Consider the following 24841-nt stretch of genomic DNA (forward strand, 5'->3'; position numbering starts at 1 on the left):
ATTCGTGGAAGAAGACAAAGAAATCGAAAAGATCTGGGAGAACCTGAGCGATGAAGCACAGGAGCTCTTGGCTGACGTTCTCAGGGTGGAACGTGAGAACCTCCACTACAACAAGCCAGAAGGCATCGTCGAGAAGATTGTCGCAAAGATTGAAGGGATCGTTAAGTGAAGATCACCGAGATTGAGCTGCAGGACTTCCGCAACTATAGAGGGAGGCAAAAGGCAGTTTTCACAACTTTTGCCGAAAAGAACGTCACCCTCATCTACGGAACGAATGGCGGAGGCAAGACAACGCTGCTCAATGCCTTCACCTGGGCTCTTTATGGGAAGCTGAGTCCTGATCTCGAAGATCCAGAAACACTGATCAATCTGGAAGCCTGGTCGGCAGCAAGTGCCGGCGAAAGGCTCTCGGTCTCCGTCACTGTGGTTTTCGAACACGACGGAAAGCACTATCGCGTCACAAGGGAGCAAACCGCTGTCAAAAGGGGGCTGGACCAAGAACTCGGTAAGGTTGAGTTCAACGTCCGTGTAACAGGTCAAGACGGCGTCTCCCACAAGATCCCGAACCCTTCGGGTGCAATCGAGAAAATCCTCCCCAGCCGACTCAGCGGGTTCTTCTTCATCAACGGCGAGCGAATCGAGAATCTCGCCAAGCCTGAAGCTTATTCAGAGATTCAGTCCGCAATCAAGACCGTAGTGGGAATCGAACCCCTCGAGAGAGCTCTGAAGCACCTTCCCAAGGCCCGAAACCAAATCCGGCACAAGCTGAAGTCGGAAGAGGATGGCGAAATTGCGATCGATAGGGTAAACGAGGAAATCGATGACCTTGAAAATCGGCAGGAGGAGGCGAATGATGAACTCGATCTACTGAAATCCGAGATCCCACACTTCAAAACCGAATTGGAGGTCGTGAATGAACGTCTTCGCTCACTGGAAGGGATCGCAGAGCTCCAGAAGGAGCGAGCCCGCTTTGAAAGCCTACGAGATGATGCTGAAGACCTCCTAAAGGGGCTACTGGAATCCCGAAATCAGCTCGTTCGTCAACGAGGTTACATGGTCTTCCTGTCCGACCTTCCGGAGCAGATCTCCGCAGTGTGTAAGTCACTCCATGAGCAGGGGCAACTACCGGCTCCGCTGAAGCGAACGTTTGTAGAGGATCTACTACGCGAAGCGGAATGCATCTGTGGCACTCATCTCGAAGAAGGAAGTCCGCAGCGGCAGAGAATTAAGAATTGGCTGGAGCGCGCAGGGCTCGCCGAAGAACGCTCATGGATGATGCTGGAGGGAGCGATGGGCGGGCTATCGGACCAGCGGAAGTCCGCAATACAGGAGCTTGAAAATCTGGACGAACAGATTGCAATGAGCAGGAAGACGCTGCAGGAACACCGGGCTCAAGTGGACGAGATCTCTTCAAAGATCAAAAAGGCTCCCGGTGAGGACCCTGCAAAGCTCGAAGCTACCCGAGATAGGCTGCTCTCTGAAATCGATACGAAGACCAAGCGACTTGGGGTAGTGCAGGAGCGTATCGCTGAACTGGACTCGCTCTTGAAACAGAAGTCTTCGCTGGTCGAGAGACTTGAGGTCAAGAATGCTGCCAACAAACGGGTGCAGCAGCGAATTGCCGTGCTCCGAGAGGCTGAAGAAGCCCTCACAAAGACTCGTGACCTCATCTCAGAACGAACCCGTAGGAGCCTCGACAGCCGGATCCGGAAGGTTTTCGAGAAATCCGCCGTCAAGGACTACGTGCCTGAGCTCACTTCAGAGTTCGAACTCCAGCTATGGACTGGCGCTGGGGATGAGAGACGGCGTGCCCCTAAGTCAACGGGCGAGAACATGTTGCTGTCTCTCTCTTTTGTGGCAGCTTTGGCCGAGGAGTGCCGTAGCGTAGCGCAAAAGGACACTCATGCAATGAGCGATATGAGTGACTTTCCGGTAGTGCTGGACGCTGCATTCGGCAACATGGATACCGACTACCGTCGTAGGGTTGCTGACTTCCTGCCGAAGATGGCTTCGCAGGTCGTCGTTCTGACGAGCAAGGCACAGGCTGAAGGGGCTGCTGAGGAGACTTTGGCTCCGGCGATTGGCCGCCAGTATGTGATCACAACTCACACTCGGAAGGCGAAGGTCGAGGACGTGACAGAAACGATCAACGTGAATGGAACTGACCGCTCTTATCAGGTCGTGAACTCCTCATTTGATGGTGCCATTCTCACGGAGGTAGAGGGATGACAACCGAGATTGCCCCGCCAGGCGAGCTGCGTGTACGCAGGCCGAAGGACAAGGAATTGCTCATCCAGCAGCTCTTGGTGGAGAACGATGGGATCTTCTCATCGATGGCCGAAGTTCTCCTCTTTGCCGCTGCATTGGGGTGGTCGCGAGGCAACGACGGTAAAGTTCCTCTCGACAAGTACGGTGAGCCCATCAGGTTCGATGTCTTCAAGAAGATGCCGACAGCGGACGCGTTTATCGAGGCTCTGGCAGTGATGGTCTCACCGGGCGATACTGAGATCCTCAGCGATAGTAGGGCACTCGATCGGATCCGGATCTTCGAGGAGTACGCAAACGGCGGACTCGCAATCTTGCAGGGAGAACTCAACACCAGTCGTTCACCTGTCGCTGAAATCCTGATCGACTTGGTGAGGGATGCCTGCGTCGCTGATCGCGACAGGACGAGCAAGGTACCGAGCGACATTCGGAAGATGATCCGGCCTCGCCCTGACTGGTCCTGAGCTCTGGTAAGCAGCGCCTCCAGCACTGCGCAAGCTTGCAGTCCACAAGTGGGGTGTGAGGTGACTACCGTGGATCTGGCGGTCCCCCACACCCCCTATGTGCATACAATTCAAGCTGTGACCGCAGCCACCATGCCCTCGACGGTCGCCAACTCTCTTTGCCCACCGAGGTAACCGATGCCACGGTGTAGATGCACCGTCAGCACCTTGGCGACGTTTTCGTCCGTCGGCTCTTCCCCGTCAGCGACGCATCGCTGCTTGAGGAGCGCCAGGTAGATGTCCTGGTACTGGCCGGCGAAGGTCTTCCAAGACATCTCAACATTGGAGTCCGTGACGATGTCCTTCACGAGGGGCGTCGATGGATCCTTGAGGGATAGCGCGAGGGCCCAGCGGCATAGGACATTCCACTGCGTGATGCCTGTGGTGCGCTTCAACCGGCTCAAGCGGTCCTTGGCCGGCTGCGAGAGGCGGACACTATCAAGCGACATTCGGGGCTCCTGCATTCCACCAGTAGTCCTCAACGACGCTAGTGGTGAAGTTCGCATCGTCGTGCACCAGCGTGTAAGTGCGGGCCACGGACTTTTTCAGGCGGCCCAGGAGGTACTCGTCGATCTCCTCGTCGGTGGACAGGAGGAGGACCTGATCGCTGGCGTGCGGGAAGTAGCGCTCCACGAGATGTTCGCGGTGGCGGCTGTCCAAGCGACCGAGCGGAGTGTCGATGACGCTGGGCAAGCGGTTGCCCGCGACTTTCATCAACCCCCAGAGGAGGGAGACCGCCAGGAGTTGGCGCTCGCCGGCGCTGAGACGACCCGGGTCGATTGGTTCGCCCTCAGAGGAGGTCAAGGTCAGCGCGAAGTTGTCGGTGTCGATGCGGAGGTCCTGGACCAGGCCCTGCTTTCGCATGAGCTCCTTGAAGCTTTGGAGCATGGCGACTTCGAGTCGGCTGATGTGCCGCTGCAGTAGTGCTTCGCCGAAGCGCTCAAGCGTACGGCGGGCCTTTTCCGAGTATTTGATGATCCGCTCGACTTCTTCAGCTTTGACCTTCGTCCGTACGAAGTCGTTGTGGGCCCGCTCGAGGGCGGCTGACACATACTCGCTGCGCCGCTCCAGCTCTCTTACTCGCTCGGCGTCGCGGGAGACCGCAGCTTGGACACTGGCGAATACCTGGAGCTGTTCCTCACGCGCGATCTGAATGGCCTCCACCTTGCTTTGCTCCGGGACACCAGCCAGCTGACGGTCCAGCTGATCAAGCTCCTCGGCAGCGGCTGTGGCAAGTGTCAGGAGTTCAGCAGCCCGATTCTTGTCCCGTACGAGAGCTTCATCCAGCACCGCGAGCTGGGCCAGAGCATCGTGGGGAAGTCCGAAGTCGACCTCCAGGGTGGTGTACTTGGAACGCTTAGCCCGGTCTTCCTCCAGTTTCTTTATGACCGTGTCTCGTGCGTCCTCCGGGAGAAAGTCGAGTAGCCACTGGTCGCGCTCTTCCAAGACGTTGAGGACCTGATCGGCTTCGGCGGCCGATTGCTCGCGTTTGGCCTGCTTGCGAACGTCTTTCAGCTGCGGCTTCAACATCAGCAAGGGGAGCGGGCCAGCCGCGATCTGAGTCAAGGACGAGCGGAGCTCAGCGAGGCGCTCGGCTGCTCGCTTGCGTTCCTGCTCGATCTCAATGCGACGCTCGAAGAGACCGCCGCCTTCTTTCTCGAACTTGCGCTCAAGAGACCTGAGCGTGCGTTGCACTTCGCGCAGTTCGGTCTCGCGCTGATCCAGCTGCTGGCCGGCGGTCTCCAACTCCTCTTTGACGAAGTCGCGCTCCTTCTCCTGCGCGCGGATGTTGTCCATCAGGTGCTGTTCCTCGTCGGACAGCTTCTGGCGCCGTTGGAGTGCAAGCAGGTCGGTACGGAGCTGCTGCACGGTGCTCACACCAAGCAAAGAGTGCACCGCGGATTCGATGACTGAGGCAGCCCGGTCGGGATCGGCGAGGGATTCGATCTTCTCGCCGTCGAAGAAAGACAGCGAGGCGACCTCCAACGGGAGCAGGTCCTCCACGTAGTCTGCCCAGCCCTCGCTGAGTAGCTTGCTGAACCTGGTGTTCGGTTGAGTACGGCGGCCTGGCTTGGTTTTGTCGCCGTACTCCTCGTCGACAAAGACGTTGAGGAACTCCTTCAGCGTCTTGCCACTGGTATGCCAACTCCGAACGATCTTGTAGTAGTGCTCCGTGGCATCCACGGTGACAGTGAACTCCAGGGCCACCGAGGCGCCGCGGCTGGCGTCCTGCTGCCGATTGATGCTCTCGCGCAGGTAGGTCTCGTACGACTTGGTACCCCGGCCACTGCATCTGGCACGCGGACCATAGAGGGCCAGCTGGATAGCATCGAGCAGGGTCGTCTTTCCGGAGCCATTGAGACCGCCGATCAGGATGATCGGCTTGTTCTTCTTCACTGTGAGGTCCAGCGACTGCTTACCCCGGTAGGCCCCGAACTCTTCGAGGGTGATCTTACGCAGGAGCATCGATGTTGGTCTCTTCGTCGAAAGTCGGGTTTGTTACTACGTCATCGCGCCACTTTTTCTTGCGCTGCGCGAATGAGACGGCGTCGTCACGGTCCTCGTAGAAACCCTTCTGGACAGCGACTTCGAGTGCCTTGAAGAGACCGGAACGCCGCGTCATTGTGCGGTACCTGCGCTCCACAGACAGCAGCTCGCGCACCATGTCGTAGTGCAACTCGTCCCCGTCACAGACCTCCTTGAGGAGGTCCATCTCGTCAGCGCCCATGACGAGCTGCTCGTCAAGCGGCCCGCCCGGAAATTCCTCACCGGTGACCTTCTTGTAGATCTGCGGCAGCGTGTCCTCGACCTCGTGCTTATCGAAGACCCAGATACGTCGGATCTCGTGCAGCTCGTCGAGGGTGATCAACTCGATGTTGCGGACGTGCTCGGGGGCGTTAGCTCTGATCCAAGTTTGCGCGGAGAGCAGTTCCTCGAGCCACTCCTGCCGGTATTTCTGAAGATAGGGACCGTGAACAGCGACGTCCTTGCCATCACTGCGACGTGTGAAGAGATTCACCTGGCCGTTCATGCGGCGGAAGTCCCGAGCGGGCCTATCGGGTCGAGGGTGGGGCAGTTTCTTGCCGGGCTGGTAATCAGGATCTTCCTTGTCCTCAACAAACCCGAATGGGGAGTCGAGCTTGTCCCGCAATTGCAGGAGCGGAGTCATCCACTCCTTCTCTTCATCGTTCTGGATCATTGCGGTCATGGACTTGTCCTGCTCGACCAGAGTGCACGTCCAGCACCCGAAGCGGCTGGAGCCGCACGACGGAGTGGTCGAGTCGACAACCAGCGGGCATTCACCGTCGGCGGAGGCACCCTGGTACATGGTGAGCAGATCCTGATTGTTGTAGCCCCAGGGGTTGGGCTTTTGCATCAGGTACTCCCACACGTCGTCGTTGGTCCAGTCCTCAACGGGGCTGTAGACGAGAGAGTTGGGGAGGTTTGCGTTCGGAGAGAGACGGTCGCGAACGCGTCGCTTCTCGTGCTTTTCCATCGCGCGGGCGCGAGCCTGGCTCTCGGTCTTGCGGATTCCGAGAACCATGATGGCCTCGCCGTGGGCGGCAACGACGTTACGGATAAAGGCGTTCGAGGGCTTGATCTTCAGCCGCTCGGTGCACCAGCGGAATTTCGGGCGAGGAGCAGGGTAGCCGCGGCCGATGAGGTTGACCCAGAACGTATCCTTGATTTCTGGAGTCAGGCGGTGGGGCTGAACGGGCAGACCTTGCTCGGCCGCGGCCTTTTCCATGGTCTCCAGCGATGTGGTCACCCACGCGGCAACAACAGGGTTCTCAACCAGAGTGTCCGTGCTGATGACATGAACCGGCTTGATGAGCTTCTCGGCTGGCAGCCCTTTGAGCGCTGTCCAGACCAGTTGAAGGACGGCGGTGGAGTCCTTACCGCCGCTGTAGCCGATGACCCAGGGGACCTCATCCGCGGTGTAGAGCTCGCGGACCTCATCGGTGAGCTCGGTGACAACCTCGTCCAGCGAGCGGCCGTCAAACGGCAGCCGCCGGACAGAAGGGATGCCAAGAGGCAGAGGGGTGTTCATGCATCGCCTCGCAAATATGCGTCTTCCACTCGCTGTTCCTCGTCACTGAGTCCGAGGCCAAGGTGGTTACGCAGGTAGTTCACGGTCAATGTGACGTTTTGGTGGCTTTTGGATACGCGGCCGCCGACGATGGCGCGCCCCTCCCAATCGACGTTGGAACGACTCCAGTCCACCTTCTTGAGCGGAGTAAGCCGCTTCTTCCACTTCGATGGTGCGGTGGACTCTTTAAGGAGGGAGTTCCCAATGCGTCCCAGGGCGTGCAGGGCGATCCCGTGACTATGGATGAAGTCCCGGCGCATCTCGGCGGCGGAGAGTGTCCGGTTTCGGACCATCGCCCACTCTGGGAGCGTCTTATCGATCGTCTCCCAGTACGACTGGGCCAGGTCAGTCGCCTCGCCTCGATCGATCTCCAGCCCCTGGAGAAGTGCCTGGGTTCCGTAGTAGAGGGCACTCAAGGTAAACATCATCCGGGAGCGGGCCGAGAGGTTGCTTTTCTCCATCTCCACGCAGCCCTTGAAGACGGCCGACCGGCCAGCCATAACGCGCACGATTTGAGCGGTGTTGTCGCGATGGTCATAGAGAACACCGATAGAGCGAGCAGGACGGACTGCGTGCCGGTTGAGATCGGCGAACATCTGCTGCGAGCGGGCCAAACCAGCGTCATAGAAGAAGACGACGGCGATCGTCTCCTCACCGAGGTCTGGGTTCTCCTTGAGGGCTAGCTCGATGGCGGCGCGGCGGTGCTGACCATCGTTGATCAAGAACCGAGAGTCCATCGAGATGCGCAGTTGCCCGGTCCGGAAGCCAGCGCCATCGAGACTATGACTGTCGAAGTCCATCTGGCCATCGACAGAGGCAGTAAGAGCACTGAAGACGTAATCGTCTGGATTGTCCAGAATGTACTTAGTGAGTGCAGGGAGACGCCCCTTGTTGAGGATGCGCTGAGCCCGCAGCTCGGGAGGCAACTCGTCCTCATCGAAGATGAAGATCTTGGGGATCAGGCGCAAGGGGCACATCGAGACGTAGAACTCTCGACCTGCCTGGACACCGCGGATCGCAGGGAAGGTGTACTCGAACCCTGTGGATGTACGCGAGGCGACGAGTCCGGTCGCAGGTGCCACGGCTTCGCTCTCCACTTCGGCAACTTTAACGTACTCACGCTGACTGGCGTCCCTCGCCTGACGTAACAAGACTCCCCCTTAACGTACGGGTCCCGGCTGAAGGCAGCGCACGGCATGCAACGCGCCTCTCAGGATGTTTCCGCCGTGTTGCCCATCGCGGAATGACGTACGGCACATCGGTGTTGACGCACGTATCGGCGTCCCCCTGCGCGTTAACACGTCGCACGTGTACGTTAACTGCTTAACGTAAACGGTGTCAGGGAAACGTCTCAAAGGTTGGGTGGCAGTTGTGGTGGCGTACCTCGATGTGGCGGCGACGACTCGCGTCGACCCGAGAGTGGCGGACGTGGTACTCCACTGGATGACCGAAGACTTCGGGAACGCCGGCAGTCGTACCCATGAGTACGGGGCGCGCGCCAAGAAGGCAGTCCAGGAAGCCCGGTCGTTCCTGGCGGCGAGCGTTGGTGCGAAGACGGAAGAGGTCATCTTCACCAGCGGAGCGACCGAGTCCAACAACATCGCCCTCCTTGGCATCGCACCGTATGGCGAGAAGCACCAGCGTCGGCACATCATCACCTCTGCCATCGAGCACAAGGCAGTCATCGAGCCCCTCGTGCACCTGCAGAGCAAGGGCTTTGAGGTCGACTTCCTGGAACCCGGACCGTCCGGCCGGATCACCACGGAGGCCGTGCTCGACAAGCTGCGCCCAGACACGCTCTTGGTCTCCTTGATGCATGTGAACAACGAGACCGGCGTCATCCAGCCCGTGGCCGAACTCGCCGAGGAGCTACGCAAGACGCCTACCTTGCTTCACGTGGACGCTGCGCAGGGCTACGGGAAGGTCCCTCAGGACCTCAAGGCCCCGATCGACATGATCAGCATCAGCGGCCACAAGGTCGGAGCCCCGAAGGGGGTGGGTGCTCTGGTCACTCGTCGCCGCGGCTGGGACAAGGTTCCGCTGGAGCCGATCATGTTCGGAGGCGGCCAGGAGCGGAAGCTCCGGCCTGGCACGCTCCCTGTGCCGCTGATCATGGGGCTCTATGAGGCGGCGAAGATCTTTCAAGAGGGGCAGGAGCGTTGGGCGCGAGATGCCCGTGCCATGCGTGAACGCATGCTAACCGCCCTCAGTAAGACCCGTTTTCACGTCAACGGTGACGCGGATCACAGCGTCCCCCACATCTTGAATGTGACTTTCGATGGCCTGAACGCAGAAGCGTTGATCGTACGGCTCAAGGAGCAGGTCGCCGTGGCAACGGGCTCGGCGTGCACCAGCGCCTCGTACACGCCTAGTCACGTCCTGATGGCTATGGGCCTGCCGGAGCAGGTAGCCACCAACGGGCTGCGCTTTTCGTGGTTTCCCAGCCAGGTCGCCGACTTTGACCCGGAGGAGTTCGTGTCGACGATCGTACGGATGCAGCCGACTGCCTCCTGACAACGTCGAGGTGACGGTCAGTCTGCTGCGCGGCGAACCAGCCGGTGCCCACGCAGCTCGCGTCCGCATCTGACGAGCTCGGCTTCCCAGCCCTTCTCGGTGCCGATGAGGTGGGGATTCGCATAGAGCCCCGCTTTGAGCTCGGACTCGGTGAGGCGGCGGTAGCGGGGCACGTCAGGGTCGTCGGGTGCGAGGAACTCGTGCTTGCGGTGCAGCAGTGGCCGGTTCGTGGAGTTCGCGTACGACATGTGCGACGTCTCCAACGACTGGAGATCCACGATGTACGAGGACTGGATGCGCGGGTGCGGGTCCTTGTCGAAGTCGGGGTAGTCGAGCCAGGAGACGGCACGCCCCTGGTGCTTCAATTTGGCTACCGTCCATTCCTGCGGGCGGCCGGCGGCGATCGATGCGCAGTGTTCGTACAGCCGTAGCACGGTGGGCATTTGGTCGAGCGCGCGCCTGTGCACGTACAGAGCTGTTGGCGTCATCTTCCCGACCTGCGACGCATTCATCGCGCCGCGCACGTAACCGTCGTCGCGGAGCTTGAGTAGCAGTCGGTCCGAACGCTGGCAGGCTTCTTTGTACGACGAGAAGAAGGTGCGGACGTCGAGCTGAACGCTGAAAGGGAGACCGCTGAAGGGGCCACGTCCGTTGAACAATTCGACGGCGAGGAAGAGCAGGGTATTGAGGGTTGTGCGCTTGGCCCCTTCCGAGACCTTCTCCGGATTGGCGGAGTCGCGGACGAGCCGCTTGAGCTCGTTCGGCTTCAAGTGGGCCAGGAGTTCCGCCACCGGTCGTGGCATCTCCTCGACGCGAGGCTGGCGCCCCCGGTGCTCTGCGTGATCGATGACGGCGGCGATGGCCGAGGTCGTGTCCTCTGAAGCCAGCCATTCAGCGTCCGGGACAATGCGCTGTGCAAGGTAGCCGAGCCGCGCTGATTCGTCTTTGAAGGCGTAAACGATGCCGGGTGACGCTGAGACGCAGCGCGTGCCGGTGACTTCCTCGACGTAGTCGCGCAGCTCGCTGGCTCCGAAGAGGTGCTGGAAGGTCTGCCGACTGGTGATGAGGCCATCGCCGAACTCCTGCCCACGAACCTTGGACTTCTCCCAGGTGAGTCGTGCGGAGACGATGAGCACCGTGTTGGCCAATTCCCATGCCTGCATCAGGGTTTGGCGGCGCTCTGCCGGATCTTCGATGACATTGAGCACGTAAGTGAGGAGTACGACGTCGGTCGGCTCCAGCTTTGTCTCTGGCCGGTAGTACGGATCCCAACCCGTAATTCGACAATCGAGCCGCTCGAGTGCGCGGACGTCGTGGCCTCGTCCGCAGCCGTAGTCGAGGATCGTCCGTTCCGGAACGAGCTGTCTGTCTGCCAGAGCCTGGCGAGCAGGGACGGAGAGCGCAGCCCGTCCGATTGCAGTGAGGCGGCGTTCGCTGTTCCAGGTCTGCTGCATGACGTCCTCGCAGCCGGCGAAGTCGGGACGGTGGCAGAGTAGTGGGGGCTGAACGCCCCCGCCGGGCGATCACCCAAATATCAGTAGGCCGTGGAAGGGTCCGCTGCCGACTCGCTGACAGGGCCTGGGCAGGTTGGAACCGTACGACACTCGATGGCGCAGAGGCGACCTTGACCAGGGTCTATGAAGGCTGTTCCGCTTAGGAAGTTGAGTTGTCGAACGCGGGGGGCTTCGTGACCAGGTCGGTTGTCGGTGCGTGGTGTGTCGTCAGGAGTAGCCGAGCGGAAGCGCTCGCGCCGGTGGTCGGTCCGGTGGTCGGTGCGGACGCCCGCGCATGAGACTCCGGCGCGGCATCGCCATCGCCGCCATTTCCGGAGGCGCCGCCGTAACCACGCTGCTGGTCGGGCTCGTAACGAACGCTGCTTCCGATGCGTCGCAGTGGCCCGGCTGGCTGGGGTGGTTACAGGAGCACGCCTGGGTGTCGTTGGTCGTGCTGGGCCTGACGATGGCAGGGCTGACGGCCTTGCTCGCCGCGCTGTCCGAGACGCGGACTCCTGCGCGGTCTCCCTTGTTACCGGGGCGGTCAGAGGATGGAGCGGAGCCGCCCGAGGCGGCTCTGGTGCTGCGGTCGTTGCCGCGGGACACCGCTGCGTTCACCGATCGGGCCGCGGAGCTGGAGCAGCTCGTGGGGTCGGTGCGGGACTCGCAGGATCGTGGCGAGGCACTGCCGGTTCATGTGATCGATGGGATGCCCGGCGTCGGAAAGACCGCCTTCGCCGTGCACGCCGGCCACATGCTCTCGGAGCGGTTTCCCGACGGCCAGCTCTTCGTGAACCTCAACGGGCACACGCCGGGGCGCAGCCCGGTGCAGGCCAGCGAGGCGTTAGCCTCGCTGCTCGCGGCTGCCGGAGTGCCGACGCAACAGATACCGGTCGGCGACGACGCCAGCGCCGTCGCGGAGGCCCGGGCCGCCATTTGGCGCAGCAGACTGGCGGGTAAGAAAGCACTGCTCATACTCGACAATGCGGCCAGCTACCGGCAGTTGGAGCCTCTGCTTCCTGGCGGAAGCGGGTGCCTGGTGCTGGTGACGAGTCGCAAGCGGTTGGCGGCGCACGAGGAGGTGGTCCTGCCCGTGGAGGCACTACCACCGGATCATGCGGTCGACCTGTTCGTACGGCTCAGTGGGCGGCCGACGGACACGCTCGACCGGGAAGTGCTGCAGGAGCTGGTGGGGCTGTGCGGGTACCTGCCGCTGGGAGTCTCGCTGCTTGCCGCGCGGCTGCGGCACCACCCGTCCTGGAGCGCCGAGGATTTGCGTGAGCGGCTGTTGGCTGCCCGGGATCGCCTGGGGGAACTGCGTGCCGGGGAGCGTGCTGTTACCGCGACGTTCGATCTCTCCTATCGCGACCTCACGTCGGAACGGCAGCGCTTCTTCCAGCATCTCGGCTTCTACCCCGGTACCGATCTCGATGCCTACGTCGGGGCCGCCCTCGGCGCGGTCTCGGTTGCAGCGGCTCGCCAGCACCTTGACGCCCTCTACGACAACCACCTGATCGAGGAACATCCAGGGAGCCGGTACCGGCTTCATGATCTCCTGCGCGACTACGCTCGCGGTCTTGCTGCGGAGGGAGACAGCATGGATCACGTACACGCCGTCCAGCGCGTGTGCACCTACTACCTGGCCGTTCTCGCCGTCGCGAATGGACACATCGTGCGCAGCGGCGCCGCGGTGCCGCCTGCACCGGACGGTGCTGCACAGGTGGAGACTCCTCCCCTGGAATCGCGTGCGGATGCCCTCAGCTGGTTAGAGAACGAGCGGCCCAACGTTCTGGCCTGCATCCGGCGTGCGAACGGCCTCGCCCTGCACGACGCTGTGATCCGCCTGGCCGCGGCCATGGCGCCCTTCCTGCGCCAGTCCGGCCCCTGGGACCAGGCCGTCGGGCTTCATCGGACCGCCGCCGAGGCCGCCCGCCAGACCGGCGACCACCAGGCCCTGGCCGATGCTCTCGCCGAGCTGGGCGTCGTACGCCGTTTCATGGCCGCGTACCCCGAAGCGACCGAGGCCCTGAACATGGCGGTGACGCAGTACGACGCGGTCGGCGACCGTCGCGGCAAGGCGGACGCCCTGAACCAGGCCGGCATCGTCTGGTACCTGACCGCCGACAACGAAGACGCGGCCCGCGCCCAGACCGAAGCCCTTGCCCTCTACCGTGAGGTCGGAGACCGACTCGGCCAGGCGAACGCGCTCGCTGACCTCGGCATGGTGCGTCGGCAGATGAGCAACTTCGACGCGGCCGTGGAGGCACAGAGCGAAGCCCTGTCGATCTACCGCGAGCTCGGCGACCGATACGGGGAGGGGAACTCCCTCCGGGACCTGGGCGTCGTGCACTGCCTCATGGGCGCGTACGACCTGGCCGCACAGCACCACCAGGACGCATACGACATCTACGTCGAGCTGGACGATCGCGTACATCAGGCGTACGCCCTGAACGAGTTGGGCGTCGTACGGCGGCTGACCGGTGATCTCGAAGGTGCACGAGATGCCCACAACCGGGCGTTGGAGTACTACACCGAGCTCGGCGACCGGTTCGGCCGCGCCAACAGCGTTCGCCACCTCGGAACCCTGGACCGTCTGTCCGGGGACGCGCCGAACGCGATCCGCACCCTGCAGGAGGCCCTGGACGCGTACCGCGATCTCGGCAGCCGCGGCGGAGAAGCCGCCACGCTCAGCGAGTTGGGCGCGGCGCGCGGAATGGCCGGTGAGCAGGACAGCGCCGTCGAAGCGTTCCAGCGGAGCCTGGAGATTCTTCGGGAGCTGGGTGATCGCTGTGCCGAGGCAGAAGTCCTGAACCACTGGGGAGCTCTGCTGCGCAACTCCGGCAATCCTGCGGAGGCGCGCGGCCATTTCGAGCGAGCGCTGAGGCTGGCGCGAGATGTTCGCTGCCCTCTGGAAGAAGCGCGGGCGCTGGAAGGCGTCGGCCGCTGTGACTGGGTGGTCGATGGGGCAACAGGGGCTGCTGAGGTGCTGCGGGAAGCAGTCTCCGTCTATCGGAGTTTGGGCGCGGGCGCCTCGGCCGACGAAGTCGAACGGCTCCTGGCGTCACGGGCGGGATGAACAGTCGGCATGGCTCATTCCGCCGTGTCGCGGAATGTGGCACTGCTGCTACGTTGTGGCTACGGTTTTCGCTTGAACTATCGCGAACCGGTCCTGGGGCACGTTGATCACGAGGAGCGTCGAATGCAGTTACGCACACCCGTTCCCACGTCGCACGTCATGGACCACACCAGCCCGGTCAGTACGGAGACCACTCCAACCACCGCGGTTCTGGACCGAGTTGCCGCCCGCGTACAGCAGCGGCTTGCGGCCGAGCAGACCGCTGCGAGCCGCACCGGCGACGGCTCCCACTCCGCCTCCCTCATCTTGCCTTGGCCGCTGTGAGCGCTCACGCTCGATGACTCGTCACGAAGGCGTCGTTCCCTTCCGCACGTTCATCCTCAAGGTCGCCAACCGCTGCAACATCGATTGCGACTATTGCTTCGTCTTCAACTCCAAGGACCAAGTGGCGCGGCACCTGCCCGCCCGGATGGATGTTGACGTCGCCCGAGTCGCCGCGCGCCGGATCGGTGAGCACGCTCGCGTGCACAGGCTGTCGGCCGTGCACGTCGTGCTGCATGGAGGTGAGCCGTTGCTCGCCGGCATCCGGCATATAGCCGACATTTTGGGCATCATCCGGGACGGGATCCCGGCGGACACGGAGGTCCGCTTCGAACTTCAGACCAACGGCACGCTGCTGTCCGAGACGTGGCTGGACCTCTTCGAGCAGTACGAGGTAGCCGTGGGCGTCAGTCTCGACGGTCCGCCGACCGCGAACGACCGGCACCGGCTGACACTCGCCGGTCGCTCCAGCGCCGCATCGGCCGTACATGGCATCGAGCTCCTCCGCACCCGGCCGCACCTCTTCGCGGGTCTGCTGGCCGTCGTGGACCTGGCCAACGACCCGGTAGAGGTGCATGACTACCTGGCCTCGTTCGAGCCACCGGCGATCGACTTCAACCTCCCGCACGGCACGCACGACGACCCGCCGTACCGCACCGACCCGGACGTTCCCGAGTACGGGCTCTGGATGAGCCGGGTGTACGACGCCTGGCTCGCTCACCCCGAGTACCAGCACAGCGTTCGGATGCTCGAGGACATCGTGGCGCTCAGCTCCGGAGTGCGGAGTTCCGTGGAAACGCTGGGCTTGGCCCCGCCGACCAGCGTCGTGATCGAATCCGACGGCGCGATCGAAGGTGTCGACACCCTGCGGGCCGTCGAAGAGGGTGAGTCCGCGCTCGGGCGTCACCTCGCCGGCTACTCCTTCGACCAGGTGCTCAATCACCCGAAGCTCCTGCACCGCCAGGACGTGGTGAATTCCCTGGCCGCGGAGTGTCAAAGGTGCCCGCTGCTGGAGGTATGCGGCGGCGGCTATCTCCCGCACCGTTTCAGCACCGGGCGCGGCTACCGGAATCCCTCCGTCTACTGCGCGGACCTGCAGCACCTGATCCGGCACGTCCAAGGGTCCCTGCGCGAGTACGGCTGGAACCTGCACGAGTCGGTCGCCCCAGCACCGTAGCTGCCTACAGCCGTGCCGATACGAGAAACCACGCGTTGGAGCAATCAAGTGAAGTCGCTGAACAGCAACAGGAGAAGCAGATGGGTGTGACGATCCGAGCCGCTGAGAAACGGGACACCGCGGCCCTGGCCGAGCTGATCGAGGAGATCGAGCGGTTCTACGGATCGACCGAGATCCAGCCGCTCGAAGAGCGTCGTCCGCAAGTGGAGGAGGCGCTCTTCAGCTCGCAGCCTCTCGCGTCCGCCCTCGTGGTCGAGGACGAGGACGGCGACATCGTCGGCCTCGCCTCCTACTCCTTCCTCTGGCCGGCTGCGGGATCCTCACACTCCCTGTTCCTCAAGGAGCTCTACGTCCGCGACACCCTCCGCCGGCAAGGCGTGGGAGCCCGCCTCATGGACAAGCTCCGCGCCCTGGCCGCCGCACGCCCCGGGTGCAGCCGCGTCGAGTGGATGACCGACCGCGACAACCCAGTGGCTCGGTCCTTCTACAAGTCACTTGGTTTCTCCGAGTTCGACGGGAAGATCATCTATCGGGTCGACGTCGGAGCAGCCTGAGAATGAGCAAGGCCGCGAAGGAAGAGCGTTGTGAGCGGTGCGACTTCATCATCGGACTGGGGTGTGCCTGTCCCGCGGCTGGGGCTGTACCGAAGGCACAACCGGCGCCTCATACGCGACAGGAGTGGCAGCGGTTCCCGGCCGACACCATCCTCATCTCGCCCACGCAGTACGCGCACCTGCCGGGCGCGTGCGGCCACCTCACCGAGGAGTTGGTGACGCCGCCGCGCTGGGGCTGGATTCCTGATCCGGCGCCCGGACTCTGGGACCGTCTCGGCATCAGCTGTCCGGCAGTCGCGACGCAGGGCAATACCTCGCGACGCGCGATCAAGCGATGCCAGGAATGCGAAGCAGCCCTGTCTTGAGGCGCAATCGTCAGACGGCCACACCGAGCAGGACGTCGGTAAGGCGATCCGCTGCGTCCGGACGGCCCAGGGCGCGGGCCTGCTGGGCCATGTGCTGGCGCTGCTCGGCGGAGGAGAGGATCGGACCGACCGCCGCGCGGAGACCTTCCGGGGTAACCGCATCCTTCAGCAAGGCGACCGCGGCTCCCGCCTGTTGGAGGTGGAGCGCGTTGTGCTCCTGCTCGTTGCCAGCCGATGTCGCGAGCGGAATGAGGACGGACGGCTTGCCGAGTGCGGTGAGTTCAGCGATCGTGCCCGCGCCGCTGCGCGAGATGACGACGTCAGCGAGGGCCAGGACGTCGGGGAGTTCCGGGCCGACGAAGTCGGTGACCAGGTAGCGGTGCCGGACGGCGTCCGGGAGTTCGGCGGCGTACTTGCGGGATTCCTCGATGGAGGTGGCGCCGCACTGGTGGATGACGTTGGCCTGGGTGAGCAGCCACGGGAGAACCGCGCGGACCACGGTGTTGATCTGGACCGAACCCTGGGCGCCGCCCGTGATGTACACCGTCGGAAGTGTCCGGTCGAAGCCGACAAGGCCGAGCGTGCTGATCGCCTTGTCCGGCTGGCCGGTCAGGACCTCGGGGCGTACGGGGTTGCCAGTGACGACCGCCGAGTCGCGCACCGAGTCCGGCAGTAGCGGCAGCGTCGACTCGGAGGAAACAGCGATGCGGGTGGCGGCGCGGGCCAAGGCACGGTTGGCCAGGCCCAGCCGGACCGTCTGCTCGTGGATGACCAGCGGGCGCCGGCAGAACCTGGCGGCCAAGCCGACCGGCACGGCCACGTAACCCCCGGTCGACAGCACCACATCCGGCTTGAAGTCGGAGACGACCGTACGAGCCTGCGCGGCGCCGAGCGGGACGCGTCCCATGTCCTTGATGTTGGCCGGTGAGGCCAGCTTGAGCGGGTTGCTGGAGCGGCGGATCTTGCCGGTCGCGACCGTCTTGAACGGGATGCCCTCACGCTCGGCGACGCGCGCCTCCAGACCCGTGGCCGTGCCGACCCACAGCACTTCCAGGCCGATGCCCAGGCGGGCGAGCCGTGCGCTGGTCGTGCGGATCGCGGTGAGCGCGGGGTACGTGTGGCCGCCGGTCCCGCCGCCCGTGACGATCAGCCGGAAGGGTCGGCCGAGGGTGGCGAGGCGGCGGTCGAGGTCAGCGCTGGTCACGTTGTGGGGGTTCCGTTCCGGCGGGCGCCGGGGCGCTGCCCGGGCCGGGAGACATTCGGACTTGCCGGACGATATCAGGCAGGCGGACCTTCGTGAGGAGCCGTCCAACGCCCCAGGGAGTAGCGCCGAATTGGCGGAGGTACGTGTTCAAGGTGCGCTGCTGGGCGAGGGTGAGGACGAACTCCCGTACGCCTTCTACCGCACGTCGGAAGCGGCGAAGATCGCGTACGTCCTCCCGTCGGCGCGCGGCCGCGAGGAAGAGAGCGAGGTTGAAGCCCGCAGTCTGGCGCAGGACCTCCGGTGGGTCGACGCGGAAGATCTCGGAGAGCGTCAGGCGGTGGTACTCCGCACCCTCGTGCACCAGCGCTTCGATCAGGCTGCCGCCGCCCATGCCGACGCCCGCCTCGCGCAGGGCGGCCAGACAGGCGCGGGCGGCCAGGTCCGTGGTGTCCTGCAGGGCCTCGGAGATGATGCGGGTCCGGTAGGTGTAGAGCAGGTTGTTGCCCAGGTGGCCTTCGATGTACTGGTCGATGTGCTCGGTCGCGTGCGTGAGCAGCGCGGTGCGGTCGTCCCACAGCTGTTCGTCGGTTTCCGCCTCGAACTCCTTCAGTACGGCCGTCAGCGTCGGGCCGTGGTCCATCGACCGTGCGAGCTCCAGCCAGCGCATGGGTGACACGCCGTGCGCTCGCAGGAGAGCCAGCAGTACGGCGAAGACACCACCGTTGTAGAGCGAGGCCAGGAACAGGTTCATCACCCGGCATTCCCGGTAGTCCTCGTACGGCATGTCGGGGACTGTGACGCACACCTCGTCCACCTCGGCTGCCCGCACCTCCTCGCCGAGCACGCTGTAGGCGCCGTAACAGCGCGGTATGACCCGCCACTTGGTGACCAGCCCGTGTTCGCGGCGGTAGGAGTCCGTGCACATCTCGCTGCCCGGCAGCAGGGTGAGCTGGAACATGTTCAGGCGGTCGAAGCCCGCGTCCACGAGCTGGCGCAGAGTGCCGAGGTGCTTGGCCTTGGAGTCGCCAGGCAGGGCGAGGATCACCTCGCTGTACGTACCCGCTCCCGCGTCCGAGGCGGCGAGGGCGATGTCCATGAGTTTGCCGGCATCGATGTTCGACCGGGCGATCCTTCGTAGGACGTCGGGGTCGAGGGACTGCACGGCGCCCGACAGGCTGATCGCGCCCGGCACTTGGGCGACGGCGGACAAGACGCGGTCGCGCTGGTTCTTGCCGGTGGTGACGTTGACGACGCGCGGCCAGCCGTAGAGCTGCTGGCATTCGGCGATCACGCGGCAGGTGTCGTGGTCGTCGGGGTACATGCCGAAGTTGCTGTCGGTGATGAGGAGTTCGTTGCGGGCAGCCCCCGCTTCGACCAGGGGTTTCATGCGGCGGCCGATGTAGTGCAGTTCGTCGCGGATTTGCTCGGCGTGCTTCTTGGCGACTCGCTGGAAGTACGACGTGCCTTCCTGGCAGAAGGTGCACTTGAAGGGGCAGCCGCGGTTGGTCTGGACGGTGGGGACGAGCTTGCCGTCGAAGAACTCGTCCATGAGACCGGCGACGTACGGGGACGGCACGACGGACAGGTCGTGGATGCGCAGCCGCGGGCGCGGGGCATGGAGTATCCCGTCGTCGCCGAGGCAGTGCACCCCGTCGATGTGTCCGCGGATCTCGGTGCGGTCGACGTCGTTGAGGGTGCGAAGGAGGTCGGCGAACGCGGGCTCGCCCTCACCGTCGATGTAGAAGTCGACCTTCCCAGTCAGGCGCTCGTGCCAGAACTCGTTTTGCTCGGGGCGGCGGAGCGGGTAGTGCGGGCCACCGAAGACGACCGTCGTACGTGGGAAGTGCCGCTTGATCAACTCGGCGAATACGAGCGAGAGCTGGCTGTTCCAGATGTAGTGCGAGAACCCGATCACGTCGGGCGGCCCGTCCGCCTCCAGCGCGGCCGCCAGCGCCTCGGGGTACTTGAAGATCCGTACGGGGTGGGCAAGGTCCATTTTCGTAGCCGCGTAGGTGGCCAGGTCCGCAATCGCCTGCGGCATCGTCTCCGCCGAGATCGTCTGCTGGGTGTACGTGAGGTCGGCCAGCCACACCGTCAATGTGACCCGTGGCCGTGCGGACGAGGCGACGGTCGGCGTCGGCAGCGAGACAGGCGCCGTCATGACAGGGCCTCCTCACGGCGCAGAAAGATCTGCAGGAGCAGTCGGCGCTCGTCCTCGGGCACGTCCTCCTGGCCGTCGCCGAGTGCCTCACGGCCGTGGCAGCACAGGTGCTGGTTGACGATCAGCAGGTCGCCGCGGCCGAGCGGGAACCGCCGCTGTCCGCTGATGAGTTCGCGCTCGAGGGCGCGGGCCGCCTTGGTGTACGGGTCGTCCGGGTCGGCGTCAGCGAGCATCTTCGCCGTGAAGCGGACGAAGCCGGTGAGCGGAGCTTGCCCGTCGATGATGGGGAACGGCTTCCATTCCTCGCCGACGCCAGTCAGGGCGTAGAAGGCGCCGTCTTCGTACTTCGGGTGAGTGAGCAGCTCGGCGTCGGCGTAGTCGAGCCGGTCCACGGCTCGGCGGATCTGCGATACGAGGCTGTGGCCCTGGCCTTTCGGGTCCGGGCGCAGGCACAGCAGGGCGCTGTAGTCGGGTGGCCAGGTGGAGTTGACGATGTCGAGGTGGAGCGGGTTGTAGCCGGCACCGGTGGCGCGCATGGGGTCTTTCGTCAGGTTGGTGCCCAGCGCCTTCCACAACGGCCAGCGGTCGAAGGCGCGCAGGGGTGTGGCGAGCAGGGACAGCAGCGCGGTGACGGTGCGCAGGGCGTCGTCCTGTGAGCCAGCGGTGTCGAGGAGTTCGGACAGCTCCAGGACGGCAAAGCCCTCACCGGCGGGAGAGTTCAGGAACCGATCGCAGGTGGCGACGAACTGCGGGACCTGCGACAGGCTGGACAGCGTCCAGCGGTAGGCCGCAGCGGTCTCAGTGGACAGCAGACCCTTCTCGAGCTCCCAATCGGGGAGGATCGCCGCGCTCGCGGTCAGGTCGGCGACGAGTCCCTGTGGCAGTGGTACGCGGTATTCGGGCAGCGGTGTTTTCGGCATGGCACTCCTCGAATCGGAAGTGTGTGGTGAACGGCGGTGTACGGAGAGGAAGGGGGCACGTGGCGTTCAGGACCGCCACGGCAGGTGGCCTCGATCAGCGCGCCCTGAACTCCGGTTCAACGGGCTCCGTGGCCCGACCATGTGACGCTTGACTGCGGCTGTCGCCCACGGAGCGGAGGTCGAGCGGGAAGACACACCAGGCGACGGTCCCGTCGTCGGTGAAGCCCCAACTCCCGCCCAGCTCGTCGACGAGGGCATCCACGAGCCACAGGCCGCGTCCGCTCTCCTCGTCCGGGCCGACCTGCTTCGGGCGGGGGACGTCGGACGGGGAGTGGTCGTTGACCTCCAGCCGCACCTGGCTGTCGACGTGTCTCAGCCGGAGGCCGACCGTCGTGCTGCGTGCATGGAGGAACGCGTTGCTGATCAGCTCCGAGATCACCACCTCCGCGGACTCGACCCGTGCGGCCGACATACGGCAGACGTTCCGGAGCCAGGTGGCTCCGATACGCCGGGCGTGCTCGACGCGTGACACGTCCCGTACGAAGGCGACGTCGACGGAGGAGTGGTGCCCTTCGTGCTCTGCGGCTGCGTGAGTCGCGGATGTGGCGCAGGCTCCTGCAGCGAGCGCGGGAGCTGCTGAGGCTGTCGTCGGAACTGCAGGCACCATCGCCCAGTCCTTCCGCAGGTGAGGGGAGACCGGGAGCGCAGAGGCGCTCTCCATGGCCCAATCACCGTGCCCCGTGGGAAAGTTGCTTCGCAACGAAAAGGCTCTAGAAATTTCTTCGAGAACGAAAGTGGCACATGACTCCGCAAGCGCATGGTCTGTTGCAGCGCGCGTATCGCGTGTCAGACTGCGCGCATCGCGGCTTCGGCGAACGCAAGCGATGGAGGGGCGAGCACATGGCGGCCAAACCCAGACCGACCGTGCGGCGCATCGAACTCGGTTACGAGTTGCGGCAGTTGCGCGAACAGGCAGGGATGACGCTCGAGGACGTCGTCGGAAGCGGCGCAGTCAAGGGCTTGTACGTCACCAAGCTGCACCGCGTCGAGAAGGGGCTTCAGGACCTCCGTAGCGCCGGTGATCTGCGCGCCCTTTTGGAGCTGTACGGCGTGACCGACGACGGCGACGTGGAGCAACTGCTGGGGATCCAGCGGGACGGCGCGAGTCAGGACTGGTGGACGCCCTTCCGGTCCACGATGCCGTCGGGCATGCCTCGCTTCGTCGGGATCGAGACGGCGGCACGGGAGATGTGGGCTTTCCACCCGGCGCTCGTACTCGGATTGCTGCAGACCCAGGCGTACGCCCGCGCGCTGTACGAACTCGCGAAGCCGATCGAGGAGACCACCAGCGAGTTCATCGACAAGAACATCCAGGTCCGCATCAAGCGGAAGGAATTCCTCACCAGGGACGAGGAGCCCCTGCGGCTGAGAGCCGTTCTGTACGAGCCGGCACTGCGGTACGTGGTCGGCGACACGGACGTGATGCGGGAGCAGTACGACGAGATCGCCAGGCTGGCGTCCCTGCCCAACGTGAGCGTTCAGGTCCTTCCCCAGACCCTTCGGGGATACCTGTCCGTGCACGACTTCAGCATCCTGCACCTGGACGACGGAATGCCGACCTCGGTGCAGGTGGACAACGCGTGGAGCGCCACGTCGGTCTCCGACAAGCAACGCGAAGTCGGACGGTTCACCCGCAAGTTCAACGCCCTCACGGCGTCCGCGCTGCCGCCGGAGGACACGCCCGAGTTCCTGCAACAACTCATGCGAGAGATCACCAAATGACCCACACCCGTACCCACATGGCCCGCGAGTTCACCGGCGCCGGAGCGCGCTGGTTCAAGTCGTCGTACTCAGACGGCGCCGGCAACAACTGCGTGGAGGTTGCGGACCTCACTGACACGGCGTACGTCGGCATTGCGATCCGGGACAGCAAGGTCTCCCAGGGGGCTGCGCTGCTTGTCGGTCGTGCTTCGTTCGCGGCGTTCGTCCAGGGCGTCCGACAAGGACGGTAGAAAGGGGCCCCCAGCTGCTGGGGGCCTCGTACCGTACTCGTCGTCGTGCCGCCGGGAGGAGTGGGCAGTCGGCTAGCCACGGCTCGAGTCGTAGCCCCATCGGGCCCGGCCGTCTTTGCCCATGAAGCATTTGGCGGGCCGCCCGTCTTCGGCGGTGCCGAGCGTGCCGACAGGGGAGCAGGCATATCCGAACTGGATGCCTGGCTCGCCACCAGAGCTGCTCTCGCCGCTGGTCCCGCTGCTGCCAGAGTCGTTGCCGCTGCCTGCGGCGGGCTGTGCAGTGACGGTCACCTCCACCGTTTTTGTCACGGTGACCGTGGGCGCGGGCTTCGTCTTCGCGGTTGCGGCTGCTGTCACAGTGACGGTCGGGCCGGGGCTTGCCGCCGCGGGTTCCGCGTCGTCGGTCGTGCCGTCGTCGCCGCTGGCTCCGGCGACGAAGCCGAGCAGGTAGACAAGGAAGAACGCGAAGCTGAGCGCAGGCAGGACGTACCTCTTGCGTGCCCACCTCTGGGTCGGGCGCGGTGGCTGCGGTCTGGGCGGCCACGTGTACGGATGGGTCATCTCGTCCCCCTGCGGGCGTTCTGGAGGGGATGACCGTACTGCCCAGGAGCCAATGTGTCGGCTATCTGAGGGAATAGTGACTTTCCTGTGATGGCCGGTCAGTCTCGCTCGCACAGAACACGCCTCTGGCCTGCGAAGACTTGAACGTGAGAAGGGCGGGGGTGCCCGCAGCGCGGTCAAACCCCGCCCTTGGCGGCGTTAGTACTCCAGTCTGGTTTCGCGATCTGTCCGGTGGGTTCGTCGGCTACGGCGCGGCGTATTCTTCGCCCGTGGAACTGCGCTTCGAGACGCGCCGGTCGGACTCGCCGTGGGTCGACACCGTGTGGACCTGCACGAGCGAGCAGGTCGCGGCGATGACGTCCGTCGCAGCGGTGCGCTGGGGCCTGGTGTTCTGGGAGCAGGGCGGCCGGGCGTACGCGGGCATCACCGGTCCCGAGACCCGGACCGGCACGGCGCCGGTGCCGGAGGGCGCGACCTTCACGGGCATCGAGTTCGCCGTGGGCACCTCGTTGCGGGCCGTGCCCACGCCAGCGCTGGTGGACGGCGGCGTCGAGCTCCCCGACACCACGCGCCGGACGTTCCGGCTGGACGGCGCGCGCTGGGAGACGCCCGGCCCCGACGACGCCGAGGCCCTGGTCGAGCGTCTCGTCCGGGCCGGGATCGTGGTCCGTGACCCGCTCGTCGCCGAGGTGCTGCGGGGGCACCGCCCGGCCGTCTCGGGGCGCACGGTCGAACGCCGGTTCCGCGCCGCGACCGGGCTGACGCGGGGCGCCGTCCGGCAGATCGAGCGGGCCCGCACGGCGGCGGAGCTGCTGGCGGCCGGCCACCCGGCCGCCGACGTCGTCGCCAAGCTCGACTACTTCGACGAGCCGCACCTGGCCCGGGCACTGCGCTCCTACGTCGGACGCACCGCCAGGCAGCTGCGCGAGGGCACCGGCGGTGCGATCGCCCTCGACCTGGATCAGCGCTTGACGTCGTAGACCAGCTTCAGGATCCCGTTCGCGTAGCTCTCCGACTCCCGCAGCGTCAGCATCTGCTTGTCGCGGTCGGCCCGACCGAACACGCTCTTCCCGGCACCGAGCAGCACGGGGAAGACGAGCAGGTTGTACTGGTCGATCAGGCCCGCGTCCGACAATCGCCGGGCCAGCTCCGCGCTCCCGTGGATGAAGATCGCGCCGCCCTCGCCCTCCTTGAGCGCGGCGACGTCCTTGGTCGAGCGCAGGATGGTCGTCGGCCCCCACCCGTCGACGAGGGCATCGTCGGACAGCGTGGTCGACGCCACATACTTGGGCAGCTCCTTGTAGTCGGCGTGGTCCTCCGAGCCGGGCCAGACCCGCGCGAACGCCTCGTAACTGCGGCGGCCGAACATCAGCGCCGTCGTGTCGGCGAGCTCTTCGCCCTTCAGTGACCAGGCTTCCGGGACGAACTCGAGGTCCTTGAACACCCAGCCGCCGCTGCGGTGCTCTTCCCCCGGCCCGCCGCCGGGCGAGTCCACGACGCCGTCGAGCGACATGAAACCGGTGTAGACCAGGTCACGCATGGTGCTGTCTCCTCATGATCGGGCGAGCTGCTGGGCCCACGCTAGATCGCGGTCGCGGCGGCCGTCTTGGACGGAAACGACAGCA

General features: G+C 64.6%; 23 protein-coding genes. 12 read left to right on the forward strand and 11 right to left on the reverse strand.

Annotated features, from left to right (window positions below):
• Positions 1 to 4 precede the first annotated feature (4 nt).
• The 3 genes from IEZ21_RS37035 to IEZ21_RS37045 are packed head-to-tail and all read left to right on the forward strand — an operon-like array spanning position 5 to position 2729.
• On the forward strand, positions 5 to 169 hold the full coding sequence (locus IEZ21_RS37035; RefSeq protein WP_189326205.1) for a hypothetical protein: 165 nt from the start codon (positions 5 to 7) through the stop codon (positions 167 to 169).
• Positions 166 to 2229 carry an AAA family ATPase gene (locus tag IEZ21_RS37040; protein ID WP_189326206.1) on the forward strand — a complete coding sequence of 688 codons (2064 nt, stop codon included), beginning with the start codon at positions 166 to 168 and terminating at the stop codon, positions 2227 to 2229. Before IEZ21_RS37035 ends, IEZ21_RS37040 begins: the two co-directional genes overlap by 4 nt.
• On the forward strand, positions 2226 to 2729 hold the full coding sequence (locus tag IEZ21_RS37045; RefSeq protein WP_189326207.1) for a DNA phosphorothioation-associated protein 4: 504 nt from the start codon (positions 2226 to 2228) through the stop codon (positions 2727 to 2729). Before IEZ21_RS37040 ends, IEZ21_RS37045 begins: the two co-directional genes overlap by 4 nt.
• A 110-nt stretch (positions 2730 to 2839) precedes the next feature.
• Here the strand turns inward: IEZ21_RS37045 and dndE are convergent, their stop codons facing one another.
• Genes dndE through dndB form a run of 4 tightly spaced genes read right to left on the reverse strand, consistent with a single transcriptional unit; the run spans position 2840 to position 7955 of the window.
• Positions 2840 to 3217 (reverse strand): DNA sulfur modification protein DndE, encoded by a 378-nt coding sequence (gene dndE, locus IEZ21_RS37050; RefSeq protein WP_189326208.1) that lies wholly within the window; start codon positions 3215 to 3217, stop codon positions 2840 to 2842.
• Positions 3207 to 5234, reverse strand: a complete 2028-nt coding sequence (dndD, locus tag IEZ21_RS37055) for a DNA sulfur modification protein DndD (RefSeq protein WP_189326209.1) — start codon at positions 5232 to 5234, stop codon at positions 3207 to 3209. The genes dndE and dndD overlap by 11 nt, the downstream gene beginning before the upstream one ends.
• Positions 5221 to 6819, reverse strand: a complete 1599-nt coding sequence (gene dndC / locus IEZ21_RS37060; RefSeq protein WP_189326210.1) for a DNA phosphorothioation system sulfurtransferase DndC — start codon at positions 6817 to 6819, stop codon at positions 5221 to 5223. The genes dndD and dndC overlap by 14 nt, the downstream gene beginning before the upstream one ends.
• The gene (gene dndB / locus IEZ21_RS37065) at positions 6816 to 7955 is read right to left on the reverse strand and encodes a DNA sulfur modification protein DndB (protein WP_189326211.1); all 1140 of its coding nucleotides are present in this window, start codon (positions 7953 to 7955) and stop codon (positions 6816 to 6818) included. Before dndB ends, dndC begins: the two co-directional genes overlap by 4 nt.
• A gap of 265 nt (positions 7956 to 8220) precedes the next feature.
• Between dndB and dndA the strand changes: the two genes are divergently transcribed.
• Positions 8221 to 9372 carry a cysteine desulfurase DndA gene (dndA, locus tag IEZ21_RS37070; RefSeq protein WP_213089403.1) on the forward strand — a complete coding sequence of 384 codons (1152 nt, stop codon included), beginning with the start codon at positions 8221 to 8223 and terminating at the stop codon, positions 9370 to 9372.
• A 17-nt stretch (positions 9373 to 9389) separates the two neighbouring features.
• Here the strand turns inward: dndA and IEZ21_RS37075 are convergent, their stop codons facing one another.
• Positions 9390 to 10826, reverse strand: coding sequence for a DNA phosphorothioation-associated putative methyltransferase (locus tag IEZ21_RS37075; protein ID WP_189326212.1), 1437 nt, complete (start codon positions 10824 to 10826; stop codon positions 9390 to 9392).
• A 334-nt stretch (positions 10827 to 11160) separates the two neighbouring features.
• Between IEZ21_RS37075 and haaT the strand changes: the two genes are divergently transcribed.
• From haaT to IEZ21_RS37100, 5 genes are all read left to right on the forward strand, one after another.
• Entirely contained in the window at positions 11161 to 13941 is a 2781-nt protein-coding gene (haaT, locus tag IEZ21_RS37080) for a cyclophane-containing RiPP biosynthesis TPR protein HaaT (RefSeq protein WP_189326213.1), read from the forward strand.
• Between the two features lie 123 nt (positions 13942 to 14064).
• Positions 14065 to 14265, forward strand: coding sequence for a HaaA family cyclophane-containing RiPP peptide (gene haaA, locus IEZ21_RS37085; protein WP_189326214.1), 201 nt, complete (start codon positions 14065 to 14067; stop codon positions 14263 to 14265).
• 13 nt (positions 14266 to 14278) lie between these two features.
• Positions 14279 to 15439, forward strand: coding sequence for an FxsB family cyclophane-forming radical SAM/SPASM peptide maturase (locus tag IEZ21_RS37090; RefSeq protein WP_189326215.1), 1161 nt, complete (start codon positions 14279 to 14281; stop codon positions 15437 to 15439).
• Positions 15440 to 15519: 80 nt separating this feature from the next.
• Positions 15520 to 15993 (forward strand): cyclophane-containing RiPP N-acetyltransferase HaaN, encoded by a 474-nt coding sequence (gene haaN / locus IEZ21_RS37095; RefSeq protein ID WP_189326216.1) that lies wholly within the window; start codon positions 15520 to 15522, stop codon positions 15991 to 15993.
• A gap of 2 nt (positions 15994 to 15995) precedes the next feature.
• Positions 15996 to 16358 (forward strand): hypothetical protein, encoded by a 363-nt coding sequence (locus tag IEZ21_RS37100; RefSeq protein WP_189326217.1) that lies wholly within the window; start codon positions 15996 to 15998, stop codon positions 16356 to 16358.
• A gap of 10 nt (positions 16359 to 16368) precedes the next feature.
• Here the strand turns inward: IEZ21_RS37100 and IEZ21_RS37105 are convergent, their stop codons facing one another.
• The 4 genes from IEZ21_RS37105 to IEZ21_RS37120 form a co-directional block, all read right to left on the reverse strand.
• A complete protein-coding gene (locus IEZ21_RS37105; protein WP_189326218.1) occupies positions 16369 to 17562 on the reverse strand; it encodes a UDP-N-acetylglucosamine--N-acetylmuramyl-(pentapeptide) pyrophosphoryl-undecaprenol N-acetylglucosamine transferase in 1194 nt (397 codons plus the stop codon).
• Positions 17549 to 19723 (reverse strand): B12-binding domain-containing radical SAM protein, encoded by a 2175-nt coding sequence (locus IEZ21_RS37110; protein ID WP_189326219.1) that lies wholly within the window; start codon positions 19721 to 19723, stop codon positions 17549 to 17551. Before IEZ21_RS37110 ends, IEZ21_RS37105 begins: the two co-directional genes overlap by 14 nt.
• Positions 19720 to 20643, reverse strand: coding sequence for a TauD/TfdA family dioxygenase (locus tag IEZ21_RS37115; protein ID WP_189326220.1), 924 nt, complete (start codon positions 20641 to 20643; stop codon positions 19720 to 19722). The genes IEZ21_RS37110 and IEZ21_RS37115 overlap by 4 nt, the downstream gene beginning before the upstream one ends.
• 94 nt (positions 20644 to 20737) lie before the next feature.
• Positions 20738 to 21364, reverse strand: coding sequence for an ATP-binding protein (locus tag IEZ21_RS37120; protein WP_308429678.1), 627 nt, complete (start codon positions 21362 to 21364; stop codon positions 20738 to 20740).
• A 179-nt stretch (positions 21365 to 21543) separates the two neighbouring features.
• Between IEZ21_RS37120 and IEZ21_RS37125 the strand changes: the two genes are divergently transcribed.
• Positions 21544 to 22425 carry a helix-turn-helix domain-containing protein gene (locus IEZ21_RS37125; RefSeq protein ID WP_189326222.1) on the forward strand — a complete coding sequence of 294 codons (882 nt, stop codon included), beginning with the start codon at positions 21544 to 21546 and terminating at the stop codon, positions 22423 to 22425.
• Positions 22422 to 22655 (forward strand): DUF397 domain-containing protein, encoded by a 234-nt coding sequence (locus IEZ21_RS37130; protein ID WP_189326223.1) that lies wholly within the window; start codon positions 22422 to 22424, stop codon positions 22653 to 22655. The genes IEZ21_RS37125 and IEZ21_RS37130 overlap by 4 nt, the downstream gene beginning before the upstream one ends.
• Before the next feature lie 72 nt (positions 22656 to 22727).
• On the opposite strand, the gene IEZ21_RS37135 is transcribed toward IEZ21_RS37130, so the two are convergent.
• On the reverse strand, positions 22728 to 23216 hold the full coding sequence (locus IEZ21_RS37135; RefSeq protein WP_189326224.1) for a hypothetical protein: 489 nt from the start codon (positions 23214 to 23216) through the stop codon (positions 22728 to 22730).
• Between the two features lie 269 nt (positions 23217 to 23485).
• On the opposite strand from IEZ21_RS37135, the gene IEZ21_RS37140 reads away from it, so the two are divergent.
• A complete protein-coding gene (locus IEZ21_RS37140; protein ID WP_189326225.1) occupies positions 23486 to 24196 on the forward strand; it encodes a helix-turn-helix domain-containing protein in 711 nt (236 codons plus the stop codon).
• On the opposite strand, the gene IEZ21_RS37145 is transcribed toward IEZ21_RS37140, so the two are convergent.
• On the reverse strand, positions 24178 to 24756 hold the full coding sequence (locus IEZ21_RS37145; protein WP_189326226.1) for a dihydrofolate reductase family protein: 579 nt from the start codon (positions 24754 to 24756) through the stop codon (positions 24178 to 24180). The two genes, IEZ21_RS37140 and IEZ21_RS37145, sit on opposite strands and share 19 nt — an antisense overlap.
• Positions 24757 to 24841 lie beyond the last annotated feature (85 nt).

Origin of the sequence: Streptomyces flaveus (genome assembly GCF_014647675.1) — a bacterium.
Classification (GTDB): domain Bacteria; phylum Actinomycetota; class Actinomycetes; order Streptomycetales; family Streptomycetaceae; genus Streptomyces; species Streptomyces flaveus.

Excerpts from the sequence above, each read along its gene's own strand:
- IEZ21_RS37045 (WP_189326207.1), top strand. The coding sequence starts at position 2,226 with ATGACAACCGAGATTGCCCCGCCAGGCGAGCTGCGTGTACGCAGGCCG.
- dndE (WP_189326208.1), bottom strand. The coding sequence starts at position 3,217 with ATGTCGCTTGATAGTGTCCGCCTCTCGCAGCCGGCCAAGGACCGCTTG.
- dndD (WP_189326209.1), bottom strand. The coding sequence starts at position 5,234 with ATGCTCCTGCGTAAGATCACCCTCGAAGAGTTCGGGGCCTACCGGGGT.
- dndC (WP_189326210.1), bottom strand. The coding sequence starts at position 6,819 with ATGAACACCCCTCTGCCTCTTGGCATCCCTTCTGTCCGGCGGCTGCCG.
- IEZ21_RS37075 (WP_189326212.1), bottom strand. The coding sequence starts at position 10,826 with ATGCAGCAGACCTGGAACAGCGAACGCCGCCTCACTGCAATCGGACGG.
- haaT (WP_189326213.1), top strand. The coding sequence starts at position 11,161 with ATGAGACTCCGGCGCGGCATCGCCATCGCCGCCATTTCCGGAGGCGCC.
- haaA (WP_189326214.1), top strand. The coding sequence starts at position 14,065 with ATGCAGTTACGCACACCCGTTCCCACGTCGCACGTCATGGACCACACC.
- IEZ21_RS37090 (WP_189326215.1), top strand. The coding sequence starts at position 14,279 with ATGACTCGTCACGAAGGCGTCGTTCCCTTCCGCACGTTCATCCTCAAG.
- haaN (WP_189326216.1), top strand. The coding sequence starts at position 15,520 with ATGGGTGTGACGATCCGAGCCGCTGAGAAACGGGACACCGCGGCCCTG.
- IEZ21_RS37100 (WP_189326217.1), top strand. The coding sequence starts at position 15,996 with ATGAGCAAGGCCGCGAAGGAAGAGCGTTGTGAGCGGTGCGACTTCATC.
- IEZ21_RS37110 (WP_189326219.1), bottom strand. The coding sequence starts at position 19,723 with ATGACGGCGCCTGTCTCGCTGCCGACGCCGACCGTCGCCTCGTCCGCA.
- IEZ21_RS37115 (WP_189326220.1), bottom strand. The coding sequence starts at position 20,643 with ATGCCGAAAACACCGCTGCCCGAATACCGCGTACCACTGCCACAGGGA.
- IEZ21_RS37120 (WP_308429678.1), bottom strand. The coding sequence starts at position 21,364 with ATGGAGAGCGCCTCTGCGCTCCCGGTCTCCCCTCACCTGCGGAAGGAC.
- IEZ21_RS37125 (WP_189326222.1), top strand. The coding sequence starts at position 21,544 with ATGGCGGCCAAACCCAGACCGACCGTGCGGCGCATCGAACTCGGTTAC.
- IEZ21_RS37130 (WP_189326223.1), top strand. The coding sequence starts at position 22,422 with ATGACCCACACCCGTACCCACATGGCCCGCGAGTTCACCGGCGCCGGA.
- IEZ21_RS37135 (WP_189326224.1), bottom strand. The coding sequence starts at position 23,216 with ATGACCCATCCGTACACGTGGCCGCCCAGACCGCAGCCACCGCGCCCG.
- IEZ21_RS37145 (WP_189326226.1), bottom strand. The coding sequence starts at position 24,756 with ATGCGTGACCTGGTCTACACCGGTTTCATGTCGCTCGACGGCGTCGTG.